Source organism: Pseudoxanthobacter sp. M-2 (assembly GCF_046156265.1).
In the GTDB taxonomy this organism is placed as follows: Bacteria; Pseudomonadota; Alphaproteobacteria; order Rhizobiales; family Segnochrobactraceae; genus CAMDHY01.
Genome location: NZ_JAWDIR010000033.1, coordinates 281,333 through 298,182 on the forward strand (window position 1 = coordinate 281,333; position 16,850 = coordinate 298,182).

Below are 16,850 nucleotides of genomic sequence, written 5' to 3' on the forward strand. Positions count from 1 at the left end.
GTGCCCGCCCGACGTCAGCGGTTCCCCGCGCAAGCCGCTGGGTGCCGCCAGAATCAGCGCCGCCCATGACCTCTCCGGCGATCGCGCGCGTGCGGCGTGCCTTCGACAATCCCTACCTGCTCCTGACGATCCCGCCGCTCTGCTGGGGCTCCAACATCGTGCTCGGGCGCTACATCGCCGGCCACGTGCCGCCGGTGGCACTGTCGGAGGTCCGCTGGATCGGCGCCTTCCTCATCCTCCTGCCGTTCACCCTCGGCCACATGCGGCGCGACTGGCCGGCGATCCGCCGCCACCTGCCGATCATGCTGCTGCTCTCGCTCACCGGCATCACCCTCTACAACACGCTCGCCTATGCCGCGTTGCAGGAGACGGCGGCGCTCAACGGCCTGCTGATGCAGTCGGTGATGCCGCTGATGATCGGCGCCTGGTCGCTGATCCTCTACGGCGACCGGCTGACCCGCTTCCAGCTCGCCGGCATCCTGTGCTCGCTCGCCGGCGTCGTGGCGATCGTCACCCGCGGCGATCCGGCGACGATCCTGACGCTGACGGTCAACCGCGGCGACGCGATCATGGTGGGGGCGGTGGCGATCTACGCGCTCTACTCGGCGCTCCTGAAGCGCCGGCCGGCGATCCACCCGATGTCGTTCCTCACCGTCACCATCGGCTTCGGCGCGGTGATGCTCGCCCCGGCCTATGTCTGGGAGATCTCCACCGGATACGTCTTCCGGGCCGACTGGCTGACGGTGGCGACGATCGTCTTCGTCATCCTGTTCCCGTCGCTGCTCGCCTATTTCGCCTTCAACCGCGGCGTCGGGATGATCGGGCCGAACCGCGCCGGGCCGTTCTTCCACCTGATCCCGGTGTTCGGCTCGGCGATGGCGATCGCCTTCCTTGGCGAGGCGCCGGCCTGGTATCACGGCGTCGGCTACGCCCTCGTGCTCGCCGGCGTGGCGCTGGCGCAGCGGCGGGCGCGGCCGACGAAGCCTGCTGGATGAGTCTGCCGGCTAGGCCTGCCGCTCGGCCGTGAAGCGGGCGGCGGCGACGAGCACCGCGGCGCGCTCGCCATAGGGCGCCAGCGTGTCCGCCGCCTGCTCGACCAACTCGGCGAGCCGCCGGCGGGCCCACGCCTCGCCGTTCAGTGCCACCAGTGTCGCCTTGCCGCGCTCGGCGTCCTTGCCGGTGCGCTTGCCGACGGCATCCGCCGAGGCGGTGACGTCGAGGAGGTCGTCGGCGAGCTGGAAGGCGGACCCGACCAGGGCGGCGAAGCGGGCGATGCGGCGGCGGTCCTCGTCCGGGGCGCGGGCGACGATCGCCCCCATCTCGGCGCTGGCGACGATCAGGGCGCCGGTCTTCATCGCCTGCAGGCGCTCGACCTGCGCCGCGTCGAGATCCTCTTTCTCGGCGGCGAGGTCGAGGGCCTGGCCGCCGACCATGCCGTCGGCGCCGGCAGCGCGGGCGAGCGCCTGCACCAGGGCGATGCGCACCTCGGCATCCGGATGCACGGCGGGGTCGGCGAGCGCCTCGAAGGCGAGCGTCAGCAGGCCGTCGCCGGCGAGGATGGCGGTCGCCTCGTCGAAGGCCTTGTGGACGGTCGGCCGGCCGCGGCGAAGGTCGTCGTCGTCCATCGCCGGCAGGTCGTCGTGGACGAGGCTGTAGGTGTGCAGGCACTCGACCGCGGCGCCCGCGGCCGCCGCCCGCGCCTCGTCGCCGCCGAACAGCCGCGCCGCCTCGATCGTCAGGAACGGCCGGAAGCGCTTGCCGCCGCCGAGCAGCGCATAGGCCATCGAGTCCCGCACGCGGCCGGGCACGCGCGCGCCGAGCGCCGGCCCCACCAGCACGGCGAGCCGTGCGTCGGTCAGCCGCACGGCGGCGGCGAGACGATCCTCGAACGACGGGTCGGTCGGCACGGACGCTCCTCGGTGCGCCGGAACGGCGCTGTCGGCGTCCGCATGCGACGGCGCATCGCCGCCGTCAAGCCACGGCCGCACGCGGGGCGCATTCCGCCCACTCGCGAGCGGCCGTCGTGCGCGTCAGTCTTTCGTCACGATGGGCACGCAGAAGAGAGGTCGGCAAGCGCCGATCCGCCCGCGTCTGCGGGCCGCGACGCTCGCCGCTGGCCGGCCGGCGCCGGGCGGCGTAGCATTCGGCGGTGCCGCGGCGAGGAGCTGAGACAACGTGAGCCAGGTCGATCTGCAGACGGGACGGGTGGCGCGGGCGGAGCGCCGGCCGCCGCCGCCGCCGCTGCTGCCGCCGCACCCGGTCGCCCGCTGGCTGCTCGTCATCGTGCTCGTCGCCGGAGCCTACTTCTTCCGCGGCTTCCTCGTGCCGGTGCTGGCGGCGCTGATCATCGGCTTCGCCAGCTGGCCGCTCTATGCGCGGCTGGTGCGGGCGGTCGGCGGCAACACGACCCTCGCCGCCACCCTCGCGCTGACGATCATCATCGCGGTGCTGGTGCTGCCGATCGTCATCGCGATCTCCTACGCCATCGAGGAAGGGCGGATCTGGACGCAGTGGCTGCTCGAGGCCAACCGCCTCGGCGCGCCCGTCCCGGACTGGATCCAGGCGCTGCCGTTCTTCGGCGACTGGCTCGCCGAGCAGTGGAACACCTACCTCAACCGCCCGCACGCGCTGGGCGAGCTTGTCACCATCACCAGCGGCGAGAACATCGGCAACATCTACCGGCTGGCGCTCGCTGCCGGCGGCCAGACGTTCCACTTCCTGCTGTCGATGCTGTTCATGCTGATCGCGCTGTTCTTCGTCTACAAGGACGGCCTGCTGCTGGCGGCGCAGCTCGACCGGGTCGGCGAGCGCATCCTGCCAGGCCGCTGGCAGACCTTCTCGCGCGTCGTGCCGGCGACGATCAGCGCCACCGTCGTCGGCATGGGCATCATCGCCATCGGCGAGGGCATCGTGCTCGGCATCGCCTACTGGATCGCCGGCATCCCCTCGCCGGTGTTCTTCGGCGTCATCACCGGCGTCATGGCGCTCATCCCCGGCGGCGCGCCGACGGCCGTCATCATCGCCACGCTCTATCTCGTCGGCAGCGGCAAGCTGATCGCCGGCCTCGCGCTGCTTGCGTGGGGCTCGATCGAGCTGTTCATCGTCGACAAGACGCTTCGCCCGCACCTCGTCGGCGGCCCGATCAAGCTGCCGTTCCTCGCCACCTTCTTCGGCCTGATCGGCGGCGTGTCGACGCTCGGCCTCGTCGGGCTGTTCGTCGGCCCGGTGCTGATGGCGCTGCTCGTCGGCATCTGGCGCGAGTGGCTGCGCGGCAACGAGGACGCCCGAGCCCGCGAGGAGGCCGGCGGACGCGACGGCGGTGCCCGGGTGGGGCGCGATCAGACCACCGACGTCTCCGATTCGGCCGCATAGGCGCGCTCGAGCATCCGGCGGCACTCCTCGGCGAGCACGCGCCCGGCGTCGTCGCAACGCTCGGCGATGTCGCGCAGGTCCCGGATCGCCACGTCCACCGCCGTGTAGAGATCGATGTCGAGATCGTCGGGCGGCGGCACGGCACGGCGGCGAAACGGGATCACGTTGGGCATCTGCGGTCTCTCGTCGGCGAATCGGGACGATCCGCCCGCGCCGATGGGAACCGCCAAAGGTTAATGCCCTCCCACCGGCGGCGCCGACAGGCGCATTGTGCGTCCGTCGGCGGTCGTCGATAGCCTCCGCGTCAGGTCAGGCGGCGGCCGCCTGGGCCGCGGCTTCCGTCGCCAGCATGCGCTGCACCGCCGGACGCGCCAGCATGCGCTCGCCGTGGGCGCGGTAGTTCGTGTAGGCGGAGACGTCGAGCCCGAGGTGGTTCGCCCAGCGCAGGAAGATGAAGGCGTAGGCATCGGCCACCGAATAGTCGCCGAGCAGCCAGTCCTTGCCGTCGAGCATCGCCTCGATGCCCTTGAAGGCCTGCGCCGTGCCCTCGCCGGCAAGGCGCTTCACCGCATCCTCGGAGCCCGGCAGGTCGCAGTAGGCGGACGGGCGGAAGAAGCGACCGATCATCGGGTGGACACCGGAGGAGAACCAGGCGAGCAGCGACAAGGCCTCGGTCGCCTCCCACGTCCCCGGCGCCGGCATCAGCTTCGCCTCCGGCTTCGACCAGCCGAGCCATGACAGGATGGCGACGTTCTCCGTCAGCCGCTTGCCGTCGACCTCGAGCGCCGGGACCTTCTGCTTCCAGTTGATCGCGGTGTAGGCGTCGGTCTTGTGCTCGCCCTTGCGCAGCATCACCGGCACCGCCTCGAAGGGCAGGCCGAGTTCCTCCAGCACGATGTGGGGAGCCATCGAGCAGGCGCCGGGCGAGAAATAGAGTTTGGTCATGGCAAGGGCCTCGGAGGAGAGGAACAGGCGGGCGACCGCGATCAAGCCGCGGCCGTGCGGGCGGAGAGGTCGTGCGCGCAGGGGCGACGCGCAAGGTCGCGGGGTGTGAATACAGTGGAACCCGAGGGGCCGCCGTTCACGTCGCTGGCAACGCCTTCTCGACGAGGCGGACCCAGTAGGAGGCGCCGGCCGGGATGGCGGCGTCGTCGAAGTCGTAGGCGGGGTGGTGCAGCTGCGCGCTGTCGCCGTTGCCGACGAAGATCATCGCGCCGGGGCGCTTTTCGAGCATGAAGGAGAAATCCTCCGCCCCCATCTCCGGCGGCCGGTCGGCGTCGACGTTGGCGGCGCCCGCCACCTCCCCCGCCACTTCGGCGGCGAAGGCCGTCTCGCGCGCGTGGTTCACCGTCACCGGATATTCGCGGCGGTAGGTGACGCGGGCGGTCGCGCCATAGGCCGCGGCCGCCGCCGGGACGACCTCGTTCAGCCTCTTCTCCAAGAGGTCGCGGACGCCCGGGTCGAGCGCGCGGACGGTGCCGAGGAGCCTCGCCGTCTGCGGGATGACGTTGTCGGTGAAGCCGGCGTTGAAGCAGGTGATCGAGATCACCGCCGACTTCAGCGGGTCGACGTTGCGGGCGACGATCTGCTGTACCGCCTGCACGACGGCGGCACCGGCGAGAACCGTGTCCGTGCAGTCGTGCGGGAAGGCGGCGTGGCCGCCGACGCCTTCGATCTCGACCTCCAGCGTGTCGGCCGAGGCGAGCAGGCCGCCGGCGCGGATGGCGAAGCTGCCGACCGGTATCCCCGGCATGTTGTGCATGCCGTAGACCGCGTCGATGCCGAAGCGTTCCATCAGGCCATCGTCGATCATCGCCTTGGCGCCGCCGCCGCCCTCTTCGGCGGGCTGGAAGATCACCACGGCGGTGCCGGCGAAGTTGCGGGTTTCGGCGAGGTGCTGGGCGGCGCCGAGCAGCATCGCCGAGTGCCCGTCATGGCCGCAGGCGTGCATCTTTCCCGCGACCGTCGACGACCAGGCGCGGCCGGTCGCCTCCTCGATCGGCAGGGCGTCCATGTCGGCGCGCAGGCCGATCGTCTGCCCGGTCCCCCGGCCGCCGCGGATGACGGCGACGACGCCGGTGCGCCCGATCCCGGTCACAACCTCGTCGACGCCGAACGCGCGCAGCCGGTCCGCGACGAAGGCGGCGGTCAGATGGGTGTCGTACTGGAGTTCGGGGTGGGCGTGCAGGTGGCGGCGCCAGAGGGCGATCTCGTCGGAGCGGTCGGCGATCCGGTTGAGGATCGGCATGGGCGGCCTCGTGGCGCGGGAGGGACACGCCGGAGGCTAGGCACCCGCGGCCGCCGCGGCAAGGGCGGCCGGTCACACTGGGGGAACGCCCGCCTCAGATGTCCGGGTCGGCATCGCGCCGGCGCTGGCGGGGGGTGATGTCCAGCGGTCCGGGATCCTCCACCTCGTCGAGGCGCAGCATCTCGCGGAAGCCGCGCCAGGAGGCGGCGACGACCACCACCATGCCGGCGAGGATCGCGGTCGCCGCCCCGGCGCCAAGCACCACGTCGCCCGCGGCCGCCTGCATGGCGGCGCTGTCGAGATGGCCCATGCCGGATCCGGAACCGGGCGCCGCGAGGGCCGGAACGGTGGCGGCGAGCAGGAGGATGGCCGGGAGGGCGGTCCGCCGCAGCACACCGCCGAGACGAGGCGAGATGCGATCGCCGATAAGGGTCATGGCCGACACTCCCACTGCACGGCCCCCTGCCGCATGGACATTTCGTCATGTGACTGCGACGTCGGCGTGCAGGGATGCGGGCGGGCGGCCATCTTTTTCGTGGCGATTCCGGGACCACGTTCACGATTGCGGCAGCGCAGCAGCGGGGGTGCGTCGCGCGCGGGGCTTGCGCCGGCACGGGCGATGCCGAATGGTTGGAACGCTTCGAAGGTTCGGGCCGGCGGGCGACGGTCCTGAGAGAGACGGGAGAGTGGGTATGGGGATGCGGATCGGTGCGGCGCAGCCGCGGTTCGGAGTTCGGGCCGCGGTGCGCGGCACGGCACTGGGCACGGCGCTGTTCGGTGCGATGGTGCTGGCGAGTGCGGCGGCGAGCGCCCAGGAAGGCACCGGCGCGCCGGGCGCCGACCTCGTCGCCAAGGGCAAGTACCTGACCGACGCGGCCGACTGCATGCCCTGCCACACCGGCCCGGGCGGCAAGCCCTTCGCCGGCGGCCTGACGCTGAACACGCCCTTCGGCGGCATCACCTCGCCGAACATCACCCCCGACAAGGAGACCGGCATCGGCGCCTGGACGGACGAGCAGTTCTACCGCGCCCTGCACGACGGCTTCGGCAAGGACGGCGAGTACCTCTATCCGGCGATGCCGTTCACCTCCTACACGAAGATGCCGCCGGACGACGTCAAGGCGATCCGCGCCTATCTCAACACCGTCACCCCGGTGAACGCGCCGCGCCAGCCGAACACGCTGGAGTTCCCCTTCAACGTGCGCGCCTCGCTGTCGGTGTGGCGGGCGATGTTCTTCACGCCCGGCACCTTCGTGCCGAACGACAAGGCGTCGGCTGAGATCAACCGCGGGGCCTATCTCGTCGAGGGCCCCGGCCACTGCGCCGAGTGCCACACGCCGCGCAACATCATGGGGGCGATGGAGCCGTCCAAGCAGTATGCCGGCGCCCGCATCGACACCTTCTTCGCGCCGAACATTTCCTCCGACCTTCGCGACGGCATCGGCGGGTGGACCGAGCAGCAGGTGTTCGACTACCTGAAGACCGGTGCCGCATCCGGCAAGGGCACGGTGTTCGGCCCGATGTCCGAGGTCGTGCACGACAGCCTGTCGAAGCTCGAGGATTCCGACATCCACGCCATCGTCGCCTACCTGAAGGCGACGCCGGACCAGCTGCCGCCGAAGCCGGTCGCCGATCCGCGCAAGGAGCAGGGCGCCACCGTCTATCTCAACGTCTGCGCCCAGTGCCACCAGGCCGAAGGCCAGGGCATCGCCAACGCCATCCCGCCGCTCTCGGGCAACGACGCTGCCGCGGCGACCGGGCCGGAGAACGTCATCTCCGCCGTGCTCGGCGGCCTGCCGGGCCAGGGCGACTACGGCCCGATGCCGGCCTTCGCCGACGCTCTCGACGACCAGCAGGTCGCCGACGTCGCGAACTACGTGCGCACCGCCTGGGGCAATCCCGGCACGCCGGACGCAACGCCGGCCCTCGTCGCCTCGCTGCGCGGCCAGCTCGCCACGACCGACCTCGGCTCCGAGGCGGCGAAAGCACTCGACTGCCCGGCGGTGAGCTCCACCGGCGCCTCCGGAACGCTGACCGATCCGGGCTCGGGCATCCTCGAACTGATGCAGGGCGTCACCCCCGAGACCCTCGACAACCGCGTCACCGAGATCATCGCGCAGGTGCGCGCAGCCAATCCCGGCGTCTCCGACGGCGAGCTCTCCGATGACCTCGTCGCCGCCTACTGCCCGATCCTGGCGACCGACGCGCAGCTCTCCGTCGAGCAGAAGCAGAGCCGTCTGTCGGCCTTCCTGTCCTCGGTGACGAACATCCTCGCCCAGGGCCAGATGCCGACGGGGTCGAAGGTGCTGCTGCAGGTCGGCGTGCCGCAGTCGGTGGTGACCGAGGTCGACGCCGCCGCCCGCGCGGCGAAGCAGACCCGCGACCAATGGATCGAGAAGGCCCTCGAGGCCGCGGTGAAGGCGGCGCCCAAGCCCGCGCAGTAGCGCGCGGGCACCGCTCAGGACGCCGGCGCAGTACGCCGTACACGTCCGAACGGCTGGCGCAATTGGCGCCAGCCGCAACGGGCCCCAGCGGCCGCCGCGACGCTGCGGCGGTTGCCTCCGCCCGCCCCGGGCGGCTATCGCTCGTCGGCCGCCGAACCCCCGGCGGCGGATGAGCGAGCGACATCATGCAGGGACTGACGGCGACGCTGCTGCGCGGCACCTGGTACATGGCGCTGCCGGGCAGCAGGGTGAAAGCCGGCACCACGGTGGCGCGGACGCTGCTCGGCGAGCCGCTCCTGATCGGCCGCGACAAGGCCGGAGCCGTGTTCGCCCTGCGCGACGCCTGCCCGCACCGCGGCATCCCGCTGCGCTACGGCTCCTTCGACGGCGAGACCGTCACCTGCTGCTATCACGGCTGGCGCTTCGACCGCACCGGCACCTGCGTCGAGATCCCGTCGCTGCGCGAGGACCAGCAGGTCGACCTCTCGAAGATCCGCTGCGGCGCGCTGCCGTGTGTCGAGCGCAACGGCCTCGTCTGGATCTACTTTGCCCGCGCCGGTGAGGCGCCGTCCGGCGACCAGGCCGAGCCGCCGGCGATGCCGGTGTTCGCCGACGTCGACGCGCCGACGCTCGGCATCGTGCTGCCGTTCCCGTGCTCGACCGACCATGCCGCCTTCGGGCTGATGGACCCGACCCACGCTGCCTTCGTCCACACCTCGTGGTGGTTCAAGAAGAAGGCGAGCAAGCTGCGGCCGAAGGAGAAGGCGTTCGAGCCGTCGCCCTTCGGCTTCCGCATGGCCCGCCACGCTTTGCCGCCGCAGAACATCGCCTACAAGCTCCTCGGCGCCGACGTCACCACCGAGATCTCCTACCGCCTGCCGGGCCTGCGCATCGAGGAGATCCGCGGCGACCGCAACTCCGTCGTCGGCCTCACCGCGATCACCCCGGTGAGCGAGGGCGAGACGGAGGTCCACCAGCTGTTCTGGGTGTCGATGGGCTGGGCGAAGGCTCTGCGCCCGCTCTTGCAGCACCTGATGACGGTGTTCCTCGACCAGGACCGCGTCGTCGTCGTGCAGCAGCGCGAGGGCCTCGTGCACGATCCGAAGCTGATGCTGATCAACGACGCCGACACCCAGGCGCGCTGGTGGATGCGGCTGAAGTCCGAGTGGCAGGAGGCCGAGGCCGCCGGCCGCCCCTTCGAGAACCCGCTGAAGCCGATGGTCCTGCGCTGGCGGAGCTGAGGGCGACTTCAGCCTGACGCTGCCGGGTCCTCGGAGGGGGTAACGTCGGCTGGCTTGGCGTCCGAAGGCGGCAGCTTGACGATCTTGACGATCGGCTTGCCGCGCCGGGTCAGGACGACGTCGCTGCCGGACGCTTCGACCTCCGCGATGAGGCGCGCCCAGTGAGCCTTCGCGTATCGGATGCCGACAACGTCCGCCATGATCGCCAAGGTAGTAGAGAGCGGCCCGCCCGGCAACTGGTCGACCTTGCACCCCGCCCTTCCGCCTCTGTCGATTTCTGCTAAAACGCGGCGCTTCCCCGACCGTCCGGGGCCCTGTTCTCCGTCCGACCGGACCGCTCGCCGATGACCGACACCCTCGCTCCCGACACCGACGCGCTGAAGCGCGACCTGATCGACCGCATCTCCGCGGCCGCCGACGAGGCGGCGCTGGAAGAGGCGCGGGTGTTCGCGCTCGGCAAGAAGGGCGTCGTCACCGAGCAGATGAAGCGCCTCGGCGGCCTGTCGGACGCCGAGCGCCGCACCGTCGGCCCCGCCCTCAACGGCCTCAAGAATGATGTTGCGGCAGCGATCGAGGCGCGCCGCGCCGTGCTCGCCGAGGCGGCACTCACCGAGCGGCTCGCCCGCGAGCGCCTCGACCTGACGCTGCCGGTCCGCCCCGGCCCGCTGTCCGCCGGCCGCATCCACCCGGTGTCGCAGGTGACCGAGGAACTCACCGCCATCTTCGCCGACCTTGGCTTCGCGGTCGCCGAGGGGCCGGACATCGAGACCGACCACTACAACTTCACCTCGCTCAACTTCCCGCTCGGCCATCCGGCCCGCGAGATGCACGACACGTTCTTCTTTAATCCGAAGCCGGACGGCTCGCGGATGCTGCTGCGCACCCACACCTCGCCGGTGCAGATCCGCACCATGGAGACGACGCAGCCGCCGATCCGGGTAATCTGCCCCGGCCGCACCTACCGCAACGATTCCGACCAGACCCACACGCCGATGTTCCACCAGGTGGAGGGCCTCGTCGTCGACGAGACGGCGACGATCGGCCACCTGAAGTGGGTGCTGGAGGAGTTCTGCAAGGCCTTCTTCGAGGTGCCGAAGGTCGAGATGCGCTTCCGGCCGTCGTTCTTCCCGTTCACCGAGCCGTCGATGGAAGTCGACATCCGCTGCAAGCGTAGCGGCTCGGAAATTCGCATCGGCGAGGGCGAGGACTGGCTGGAGATCCTCGGCTGCGGCATGGTCCACCCGAACGTGCTGCGCGCCGGCGGCATCGACCCGGACAAGTACCAGGGCTTCGCCTGGGGCATGGGCATCGACCGCATCGCCATGCTGAAATACGGCATGCCGGACCTGCGCGCCTTCTTCGACGCCGACGCCCGCTGGCTCGCCCACTACGGCTTCCGCCCCCTCGACCTGCCGACCCTGTTCGGCGGGCTGAGCGCGTGATGGAGCGTTTGCTGCCGTGTCGGTAAACCTCTCGCGTGCTGTATTCGCGGCGGCCCCCCCTCCCTGCCCTCCCCCGCGAGGGGGGAGGGTTTGCGCCGCGTTTTTGGGGGGCGCTCACCTACCCAAGAATCTTTCTTGTTCCCGTTTTGTTTCTGGAATAACCTTCCCCCATGCACAACGCGAACCCTCCCCCCTGGCGGGGGAGGGTAGGGAGGGGGGGATGCCGCGAACTCGGCTTCCGACGCACCGCCGCGACCTCGCCAGGCGTCTGCGCCGGGATATGACCGATCCCGAGCGGCTCTTGTGGGGGCAACTGCGGGCGCACCGACAGGCAGGCCTAGCCTTCCGACGGCAGGTGCCAATGGGGCCCTACGTCGTGGATTTCGTGTCCCATGCGGCTCGGCTGGTCGTCGAGCTGGATGGTGGCGGGCATTCGTGGACCGCCCAGTCGCGGCGGGACGAGGCGAGGGACGCCTGGCTCGCCGATTGCGGCTATCGCGTGCTGCGCTTCTGGAACGACGAGGTCGTTCGAAATCTCGTCGGCGTCGTCGAGACGATCCTCGCGGCGGCCGCCGAGCGCACTATCCCCGTCAGCACCCGTGGCGGCCCCCCCTCCCTACCCTCCCCCGCGCGGGGGGAGGGTTCACGTGCCCGAAGCGACCGGGCGGACGCTCTGGTCGCGGGAGACGACGCATGAAGTTCACCCTCACCTGGCTGAAGCAGCATCTCGAGACGGAGGCGTCGCTGGACGCCATTCTCGACAAGCTCAATGCCATCGGCATGGAGGTCGAGAAGGTCGACGATCCCGGCAAGGCCCTGGCGCCGTTCGTCATCGCGAAGGTGATCTCCGCCGAGAAGCACCCGAACGCCGACAAGCTGCGGGTCTGCATCGTCGACACCGGCTCGGGCGACCCCGTGCAGGTCGTCTGCGGCGCGCCGAACGCCCGCACCGGCATGACCGGCGTGTTCGCAGCCCCCGGAACCCACGTCCCCGGCACCGGCGTCGATCTCAAGGTCGGCACCATCCGCGGCGTCGAGAGCCGCGGCATGCTCGTCTCCGAGCGCGAGCTGATGCTGTCCGAAGACCATGACGGCATCATCGACCTGCCGGACGGCGCCCCCGTCGGCACGCCCTACGCCGCCTGGTCGGGCCTGACCGACCCCGTCGTCGAGGTGGCGGTGACGCCGAACCGGCCGGACTGCCTCGGCATCTCCGGCATCGCCCGCGACCTCGCCGCCGCGGGTCTCGGCCGGGTGAAGACGCCCGAGGTCGAGCCGGTCGCCGGAGAGGGCGACTGCCCGGTGTCGGTGACGCTCGCCTTCGAGGGAAGCGCGCCGCTCTGCCCGATGTTCGGCCTGCGCCTCATCCGCGGTGTGAAGAACGGCCCCTCGCCGGCGTGGCTGCAGGCGCGGCTGCGCGCCATCGGGCTGCGCCCGATCAACGCGCTGGTCGACATCACCAATTTCCTCACCCACGATCGCAACCGGCCGCTGCACGTCTTCGACGCCGCCAAGGTGAAGGGCGACCTCGTCGTCCGCCGCGCCCGCGCCGGCGAGAGCCTGCTGGCGCTCGACGGCAAGACCTACGCGCTGGACGAGACGATGTGCGTCATCGCCGACGACGCCGGCGTCGAATCGCTCGCCGGCATCATGGGTGGCGAGGCCTCGGGCTGCACCGAAGAGACCACCGACGTGCTGGTGGAATCGGCGCTGTGGGATCCGCTCAACATCGCCCAGACGGGCCGCAAGCTCGGCGTCAACTCCGACGCGCGCTTCCGCTTCGAGCGCGGCGTCGACCCGGCCTTCGCCGTGCCCGGCCTCGAACTCGCGACGCGGATGATCCTGGAGCTCTGCGGCGGCACGCCGACGGCGATCACGGTGGCCGGCGCCGTGCCGGACACGCGCCGCGTCGTCGCCTTCCCGCTCGCCGAGGTGAAGCGCCTGTCGGGGCTGACGCTCGATGACGGCGCCATCGTCGACACCCTCGGCCGTCTCGGCTTCGAGGTGACCGGCGCCGGCCCGATGCGCGCCGTCGTGCCGCCGAGCTGGCGGCCCGACGTCGACGGCAAGGCCGACCTCGTCGAGGAGGTCGTCCGCATCACCGGCCTCGACCAGATCGTTTCGACGCCGCTGTCGCGCCTGCCCACGGTGGCGCCGCGGGTGCTGACGCCTGGTCAGATACGCGCCCGCAACGCCCGCCGCACGCTCGCCGCCCGCGGCCTCGTCGAGGCGATGACGTGGTCGTTCGTGCCGAAGTCCCACGCGGAAGCCTTCGGCGGCGGACAGCCGGAGCTGGCGCTCGCGAACCCGATCGCGAGCGACCTCTCCGACATGCGCCCGAGCCTGATTCCGGGGCTTGCCGCCGCCGCCCAGCGCAACGCCGACCGCGGCACGCCCGACACGGCGCTGTTCGAGGTCGGCCAGATCTTCCGCGGCGACCGGCCGGATGACCAGAAGCGCGCCGCCGCCGCCGTCCGCCGCGGCACCGCCGGGCTAATCGGCGCCGGCCGCCACTGGTCCGGCGCAGCACCTGCGGTCAGCGCCTACGACGCCAAGGCCGATGCGCTCGCCATCCTGGAGGCCGCCGGCGCGCCGGTCGACCGCGTGCAGGTGACGGCCGATGCGCCGGCGTGGTTCCACCCCGGCCGCTCCGGCACGCTCCGGCTCGGACCGCTCGTGCTCGGCCACTTCGGGGAACTGCACCCGAAGACGCTTGCTGCCCTCGACGTCGAGGGGCCGCTGTCGGTCTGCGAGATCATCCTCGACGCCGTGCCGGCGCAGAAGCCGCGGCCGACCAAGGCGAAGCCGGCGCTGTCGCTGCCCGAGCTGATGGCGGTGTCGCGCGACTTCGCCTTCATCGTCGATCGCGGCGTCGCGGCGGCCGACGTGCTGAAGGCCGCCGCCGGCGCCGACAAGGCGCTGATCGACCGCGTCGGCGTCTTCGACGTCTACGAGGGCAAGGGCATTCCCGACGGCGCCAAGTCGGTGGCGATCGAGGTGGTCCTGCAGCCGCGCGAGCGGACGCTGACCGACGCCGAGATCGACGCCGTCGGCAAGCGCGTCGTCGAGGCGGTGGCCAAGGCGACCGGCGCCACGCTCAGGGGCTGATGGGGCGCGAGGCGCGCCGCTCGCCGTAGCGGCCGCAGCGGCTGAGCGTCTCGCGTCGCGACGGTCTCACTGCACTCTCAACCTCTCTCGTGGTCATTCCCGGCCTTGTGCCGGGAACCCATGCAACGCTCGCGCCGACCTCCTTCGCCGCGAGGTGTCGATGTGCCGATGGCAATGGGTTCCCGGCACAAGGCCGGGAATGACTGCGGAGAGATACAGATGCGAGGACCGGGGGTGAGGACGAGCGATAGGCTCGCCGCCGCCGCCGCGACCGCGCCGCGCCTTGCGGGGGCGGGGTCAGACCGCTACATCACGGGTCGCCACACGCCGTCGCCCCACGGCGTTCCGTGCCGGAGCCTTCATGCGCGCGATCCTCGACGTCATCCTGCTGGTGCTCGATCTCTACATCTACGTGCTGATCGCGTCGGTGATCTTCTCCTGGCTCTACGCCTTCAACGTCGTCAATCCGCGCAACCAGATCGTCGGTACCATCGGCAACGCCCTCTACGCGCTGACCGAGCCGGTGCTGCGGCCGATCCGCAACCGGCTGCCGCAACTCGGCGGGCTCGATCTGTCGCCGATCGTGGTCTTCCTGGCGATCTTCCTGATCCAGCGCGTGATCGTGATGTACCTCTATCCGAGCGTCTTCTGAGGCCATGGCGGGCGGAGCCCGGCGAGCTGAAACCCTGCCGGGCGGAGCCCGGCGGCCGCACTCCATGCGCGGCGCAGCCCGGCAACCCGAAACACCGACCGGCCCCGCTGCGTCGCCGGCGGGAGCGAACACTGCCACGCCCTGGACCGTCGGCCTCTCCGGGCTCAGCCTGCGTCTGCGCGTGACTCCGCGCGGCGGTGCCGACGCCCTGGAAGGCATCGCCATGCTCTCCGACGGTCGCCCCGTGGTTCTGGCGCGCGTGCGCGCGCTGCCGGCCGACGGGGCCGCCAACGCCGCCGTCGAGGCGCTGGTGGCGACGGCGGTGGGCGTGCCGAAGCGGGACGTGCGGGTCGCGGCCGGCCGGACCCAGCGGACGAAGACGGTGGAGATCGACGGCGACGGAGCCACCCTGGCGTCCGCCATCGCCGCGGCATTGGCGAGCGCCGGCCTCGGCCGGCGGGGCAAGGGGGATCGGGCATGACCGCCACTCTCATCGACGGCAAGGCACGCGCCGCGCGCCTCAAGGCGGATGTAGCGACCGCCGTGGCCGAGCTTGCGGCCGGCCCGGGCGTGCAGCCGGGCCTCGCCGTCGTCCTCGTCGGCAACGATCCGGCGAGCGAGGTCTATGTCGCGAGCAAGGTGCGCGACACGGCCGCCGCCGGCATGCGCTCCTTCGAGCATCGCCTCGCCGCCGACACGCCCGAGGCCGAGCTGCTTGCCCTCGTCGAGCGCCTCAACCGCGACGACGCCGTCGACGGCATCCTCGTGCAGATGCCGCTGCCGCGCCACATCGATACGGACCGCGTGGTCAGCGGCATCGACCCCGCCAAGGACGTCGACGGCCTGACGCCGTGGAATGCCGGCCTCTTGGTGCTCGGCAAGCCGGGCCTCGTCCCGTGCACGCCGCAGGGCTGCGTGATCCTGGCGAAGGAGGCCGTCGGCTCGCTCAGCGGGCTCAACGCCGTGGTCGTCGGCCGCTCCATCCTCGTCGGCAAGCCGGTGGCGCTGCTCTTACAGTCGGCCGACGCCACCGTGACGATGGCGCACTCGCGCACCCGCGACCTTCCCGCCGTCTGCCGCGCGGCCGACGTGCTGGTGGTCGCGGCCGGCCGGCCGGAGCTCGTGCGCGGCGACTGGGTGAAGCCCGGCGCCTGCGTCATCGACGTCGGCATCAACCGCGTGCCGGCGCCCGACAAGGGCGAGGGCAAGACGCGCCTCGTCGGCGATGTCGCCTTCGAGGAGGCCCGCGCCGTCGCCGGTTCGATCACGCCGGTGCCAGGCGGCGTCGGCCCGATGACGATCGCCTGCCTGCTCGCCAACACCGTCGTCGCCGCCTGCCGCCGCCGCGGACACGCCGTACCGGCGGTGCTCGGGCGCTGAGCGCCCCCGGCAGACGCGGTCAGTCCGGCAGCTTGCGGGCCTCGTCGGGCAGCATGATCGGGATGCCGTCGCGGATCGGATAGGCGAGGTGGGCGGCGCGGGAAATCAGCTCCTGCGCCGCCGCGTCGTATTCGAGCGTCGTCTTGGTCAGCGGACAGACCAGGAGCTCGAGCAGCTTCGGGTCCGGCCGCCGCGCCGCCTTGGCCTCGCCCGTGTGGGCCCCGCTCGTGTCGACGTCGCCCATGCCCGTTCCCCTCAGTTCAGCCGTGCCGGGCCGTCGCCCTCGGTGCGGGCGAGCGCCATCTCGGTCAGAGCGATCAGCGTCTCGGCCCGCGCCTCGAGGTTCTCCGCCTCCAGCAGCGCCTGCTTCTCGGCGGGGCCGTAGGGGCTCATCATCGACAAAGCGTTGACCAGCGTCTCGTTGGACGCGCGCTCGACGCTCTGCCAGTCCGCCTCGAGCTTGTTGGCGTCGAGATAGCGCCGGAAGGTCGCGAGCAGCATGGCGCGGTCGACGCCGGTCTCGCCGGCGTCGGCGCGGAAGTCCTCCTCATAGGCCGCGGCCGTGACGCGGCAGAGACGATAGGGCGCCGGTCCGGGCAGCTCCTCGATGATGCGGAAGCGCGAGATGCCGTTCAGCGTCACGAGGTAGCGGCCGTCGCCCGTCTCCTGGTGGGCGGTGAGGCGGCCGGCGCAGCCGATCTCGCACAGCGGCGGCGTGCCGCCGAGGTCGAGCTGGCCGACGTCGAAGCGCGGCTGCACCATCCCGATGACGCGCTCGGTGCGCAGCGCCGCGTCGATCATCGCCATGTAGCGCGGCTCGAAGATGTTGAGCGGCATGTGCCCGCGCGGAAGCAGCAGCGCCCCGGGCAGCGGGAACACGGGGATCACCGCCGGCAGGTCCGCCGGTCCCCGATAGTCATGATTTCCGACCCGCATTGCCGGTCTCCTTTGCCGTCGTCCGTT

Annotated in this window: 18 protein-coding genes; 10 read left to right on the forward strand and 8 right to left on the reverse strand. The window is 71.5% G+C overall.

The window, feature by feature from the left end; genetic code table 11:
* The first annotated feature begins 65 nt into the window (after positions 1-65).
* Positions 66-995, forward strand: a complete 930-nt coding sequence (locus RUR49_RS16350) for a DMT family transporter (RefSeq protein ID WP_409147453.1) — start codon at positions 66-68, stop codon at positions 993-995.
* 9 nt (positions 996-1,004) lie between these two features.
* Here RUR49_RS16350 and RUR49_RS16355 read toward each other — a convergent pair whose 3' ends face one another.
* Positions 1,005-1,907, reverse strand: coding sequence for a polyprenyl synthetase family protein (locus RUR49_RS16355; RefSeq protein ID WP_409147454.1), 903 nt, complete (start codon positions 1,905-1,907; stop codon positions 1,005-1,007).
* A gap of 283 nt (positions 1,908-2,190) precedes the next feature.
* Here RUR49_RS16355 and RUR49_RS16360 point away from each other — a divergent pair, with 283 nt between their 5' ends.
* Positions 2,191-3,372 carry an AI-2E family transporter gene (locus RUR49_RS16360; RefSeq protein ID WP_409147686.1) on the forward strand — a complete coding sequence of 394 codons (1,182 nt, stop codon included), beginning with the start codon at positions 2,191-2,193 and terminating at the stop codon, positions 3,370-3,372.
* Here RUR49_RS16360 and RUR49_RS16365 read toward each other — a convergent pair.
* The 4 genes from RUR49_RS16365 to RUR49_RS16380 form a co-directional block, all read right to left on the reverse strand.
* Positions 3,339-3,545 carry a hypothetical protein gene (locus RUR49_RS16365; RefSeq protein WP_409147455.1) on the reverse strand — a complete coding sequence of 69 codons (207 nt, stop codon included), beginning with the start codon at positions 3,543-3,545 and terminating at the stop codon, positions 3,339-3,341. The two genes, RUR49_RS16360 and RUR49_RS16365, sit on opposite strands and share 34 nt — an antisense overlap.
* A 136-nt stretch (positions 3,546-3,681) precedes the next feature.
* Positions 3,682-4,317 carry a glutathione S-transferase family protein gene (locus RUR49_RS16370; protein WP_409147456.1) on the reverse strand — a complete coding sequence of 212 codons (636 nt, stop codon included), beginning with the start codon at positions 4,315-4,317 and terminating at the stop codon, positions 3,682-3,684.
* A 136-nt stretch (positions 4,318-4,453) separates the two neighbouring features.
* On the reverse strand, positions 4,454-5,620 hold the full coding sequence (locus RUR49_RS16375) for a M20 aminoacylase family protein (protein ID WP_409147457.1): 1,167 nt from the start codon (positions 5,618-5,620) through the stop codon (positions 4,454-4,456).
* 94 nt (positions 5,621-5,714) lie between these two features.
* Positions 5,715-6,056 carry a hypothetical protein gene (locus RUR49_RS16380; protein ID WP_409147458.1) on the reverse strand — a complete coding sequence of 114 codons (342 nt, stop codon included), beginning with the start codon at positions 6,054-6,056 and terminating at the stop codon, positions 5,715-5,717.
* A 256-nt stretch (positions 6,057-6,312) separates the two neighbouring features.
* On the opposite strand from RUR49_RS16380, the gene RUR49_RS16385 reads away from it, so the two are divergent.
* Both RUR49_RS16385 and RUR49_RS16390 read left to right on the forward strand, forming a co-directional pair.
* Positions 6,313-8,064: a c-type cytochrome gene (locus RUR49_RS16385; RefSeq protein WP_409147459.1), complete on the forward strand. Its 1,752-nt coding sequence runs from the start codon at positions 6,313-6,315 to the stop codon at positions 8,062-8,064.
* Between the two features lie 185 nt (positions 8,065-8,249).
* Positions 8,250-9,305, forward strand: a complete 1,056-nt coding sequence (locus RUR49_RS16390) for a Rieske 2Fe-2S domain-containing protein (protein WP_409147460.1) — start codon at positions 8,250-8,252, stop codon at positions 9,303-9,305.
* 8 nt (positions 9,306-9,313) lie between these two features.
* Here the strand turns inward: RUR49_RS16390 and RUR49_RS16395 are convergent, their stop codons facing one another.
* Positions 9,314-9,505, reverse strand: coding sequence for a type II toxin-antitoxin system Phd/YefM family antitoxin (locus RUR49_RS16395; protein WP_409147461.1), 192 nt, complete (start codon positions 9,503-9,505; stop codon positions 9,314-9,316).
* Positions 9,506-9,649: 144 nt separating this feature from the next.
* Between RUR49_RS16395 and pheS the strand changes: the two genes are divergently transcribed.
* The 6 genes from pheS (at position 9,650) to folD (ending at position 15,887) form a co-directional block, all read left to right on the forward strand.
* A complete protein-coding gene (gene pheS / locus RUR49_RS16400) occupies positions 9,650-10,747 on the forward strand; it encodes a phenylalanine--tRNA ligase subunit alpha (protein WP_409147462.1) in 1,098 nt (365 codons plus the stop codon).
* A 220-nt stretch (positions 10,748-10,967) separates the two neighbouring features.
* Positions 10,968-11,444, forward strand: coding sequence for an endonuclease domain-containing protein (locus RUR49_RS16405; RefSeq protein WP_409147463.1), 477 nt, complete (start codon positions 10,968-10,970; stop codon positions 11,442-11,444).
* A complete protein-coding gene (gene pheT / locus RUR49_RS16410; RefSeq protein ID WP_409147464.1) occupies positions 11,441-13,855 on the forward strand; it encodes a phenylalanine--tRNA ligase subunit beta in 2,415 nt (804 codons plus the stop codon). The genes RUR49_RS16405 and pheT overlap by 4 nt, the downstream gene beginning before the upstream one ends.
* Positions 13,856-14,216: 361 nt before the next feature.
* Positions 14,217-14,507 (forward strand): YggT family protein, encoded by a 291-nt coding sequence (locus RUR49_RS16415; protein ID WP_409147465.1) that lies wholly within the window; start codon positions 14,217-14,219, stop codon positions 14,505-14,507.
* A 64-nt stretch (positions 14,508-14,571) separates the two neighbouring features.
* Complete coding sequence (locus RUR49_RS16420) at positions 14,572-14,988, forward strand: DUF167 family protein (protein ID WP_409147466.1); 417 nt, start codon at positions 14,572-14,574, stop codon at positions 14,986-14,988.
* Positions 14,985-15,887, forward strand: coding sequence for a bifunctional methylenetetrahydrofolate dehydrogenase/methenyltetrahydrofolate cyclohydrolase FolD (gene folD / locus RUR49_RS16425; protein ID WP_409147467.1), 903 nt, complete (start codon positions 14,985-14,987; stop codon positions 15,885-15,887). The genes RUR49_RS16420 and folD overlap by 4 nt, the downstream gene beginning before the upstream one ends.
* 19 nt (positions 15,888-15,906) lie before the next feature.
* On the opposite strand, the gene RUR49_RS16430 is transcribed toward folD, so the two are convergent.
* Together RUR49_RS16430 and RUR49_RS16435 are read right to left on the reverse strand one after the other, a co-directional pair.
* Entirely contained in the window at positions 15,907-16,131 is a 225-nt protein-coding gene (locus tag RUR49_RS16430) for a Trm112 family protein (RefSeq protein ID WP_409147468.1), read from the reverse strand.
* 11 nt (positions 16,132-16,142) lie between these two features.
* The gene (locus tag RUR49_RS16435) at positions 16,143-16,823 is read right to left on the reverse strand and encodes an LON peptidase substrate-binding domain-containing protein (RefSeq protein WP_409147469.1); all 681 of its coding nucleotides are present in this window, start codon (positions 16,821-16,823) and stop codon (positions 16,143-16,145) included.
* Positions 16,824-16,850: the final 27 nt, after the last annotated feature.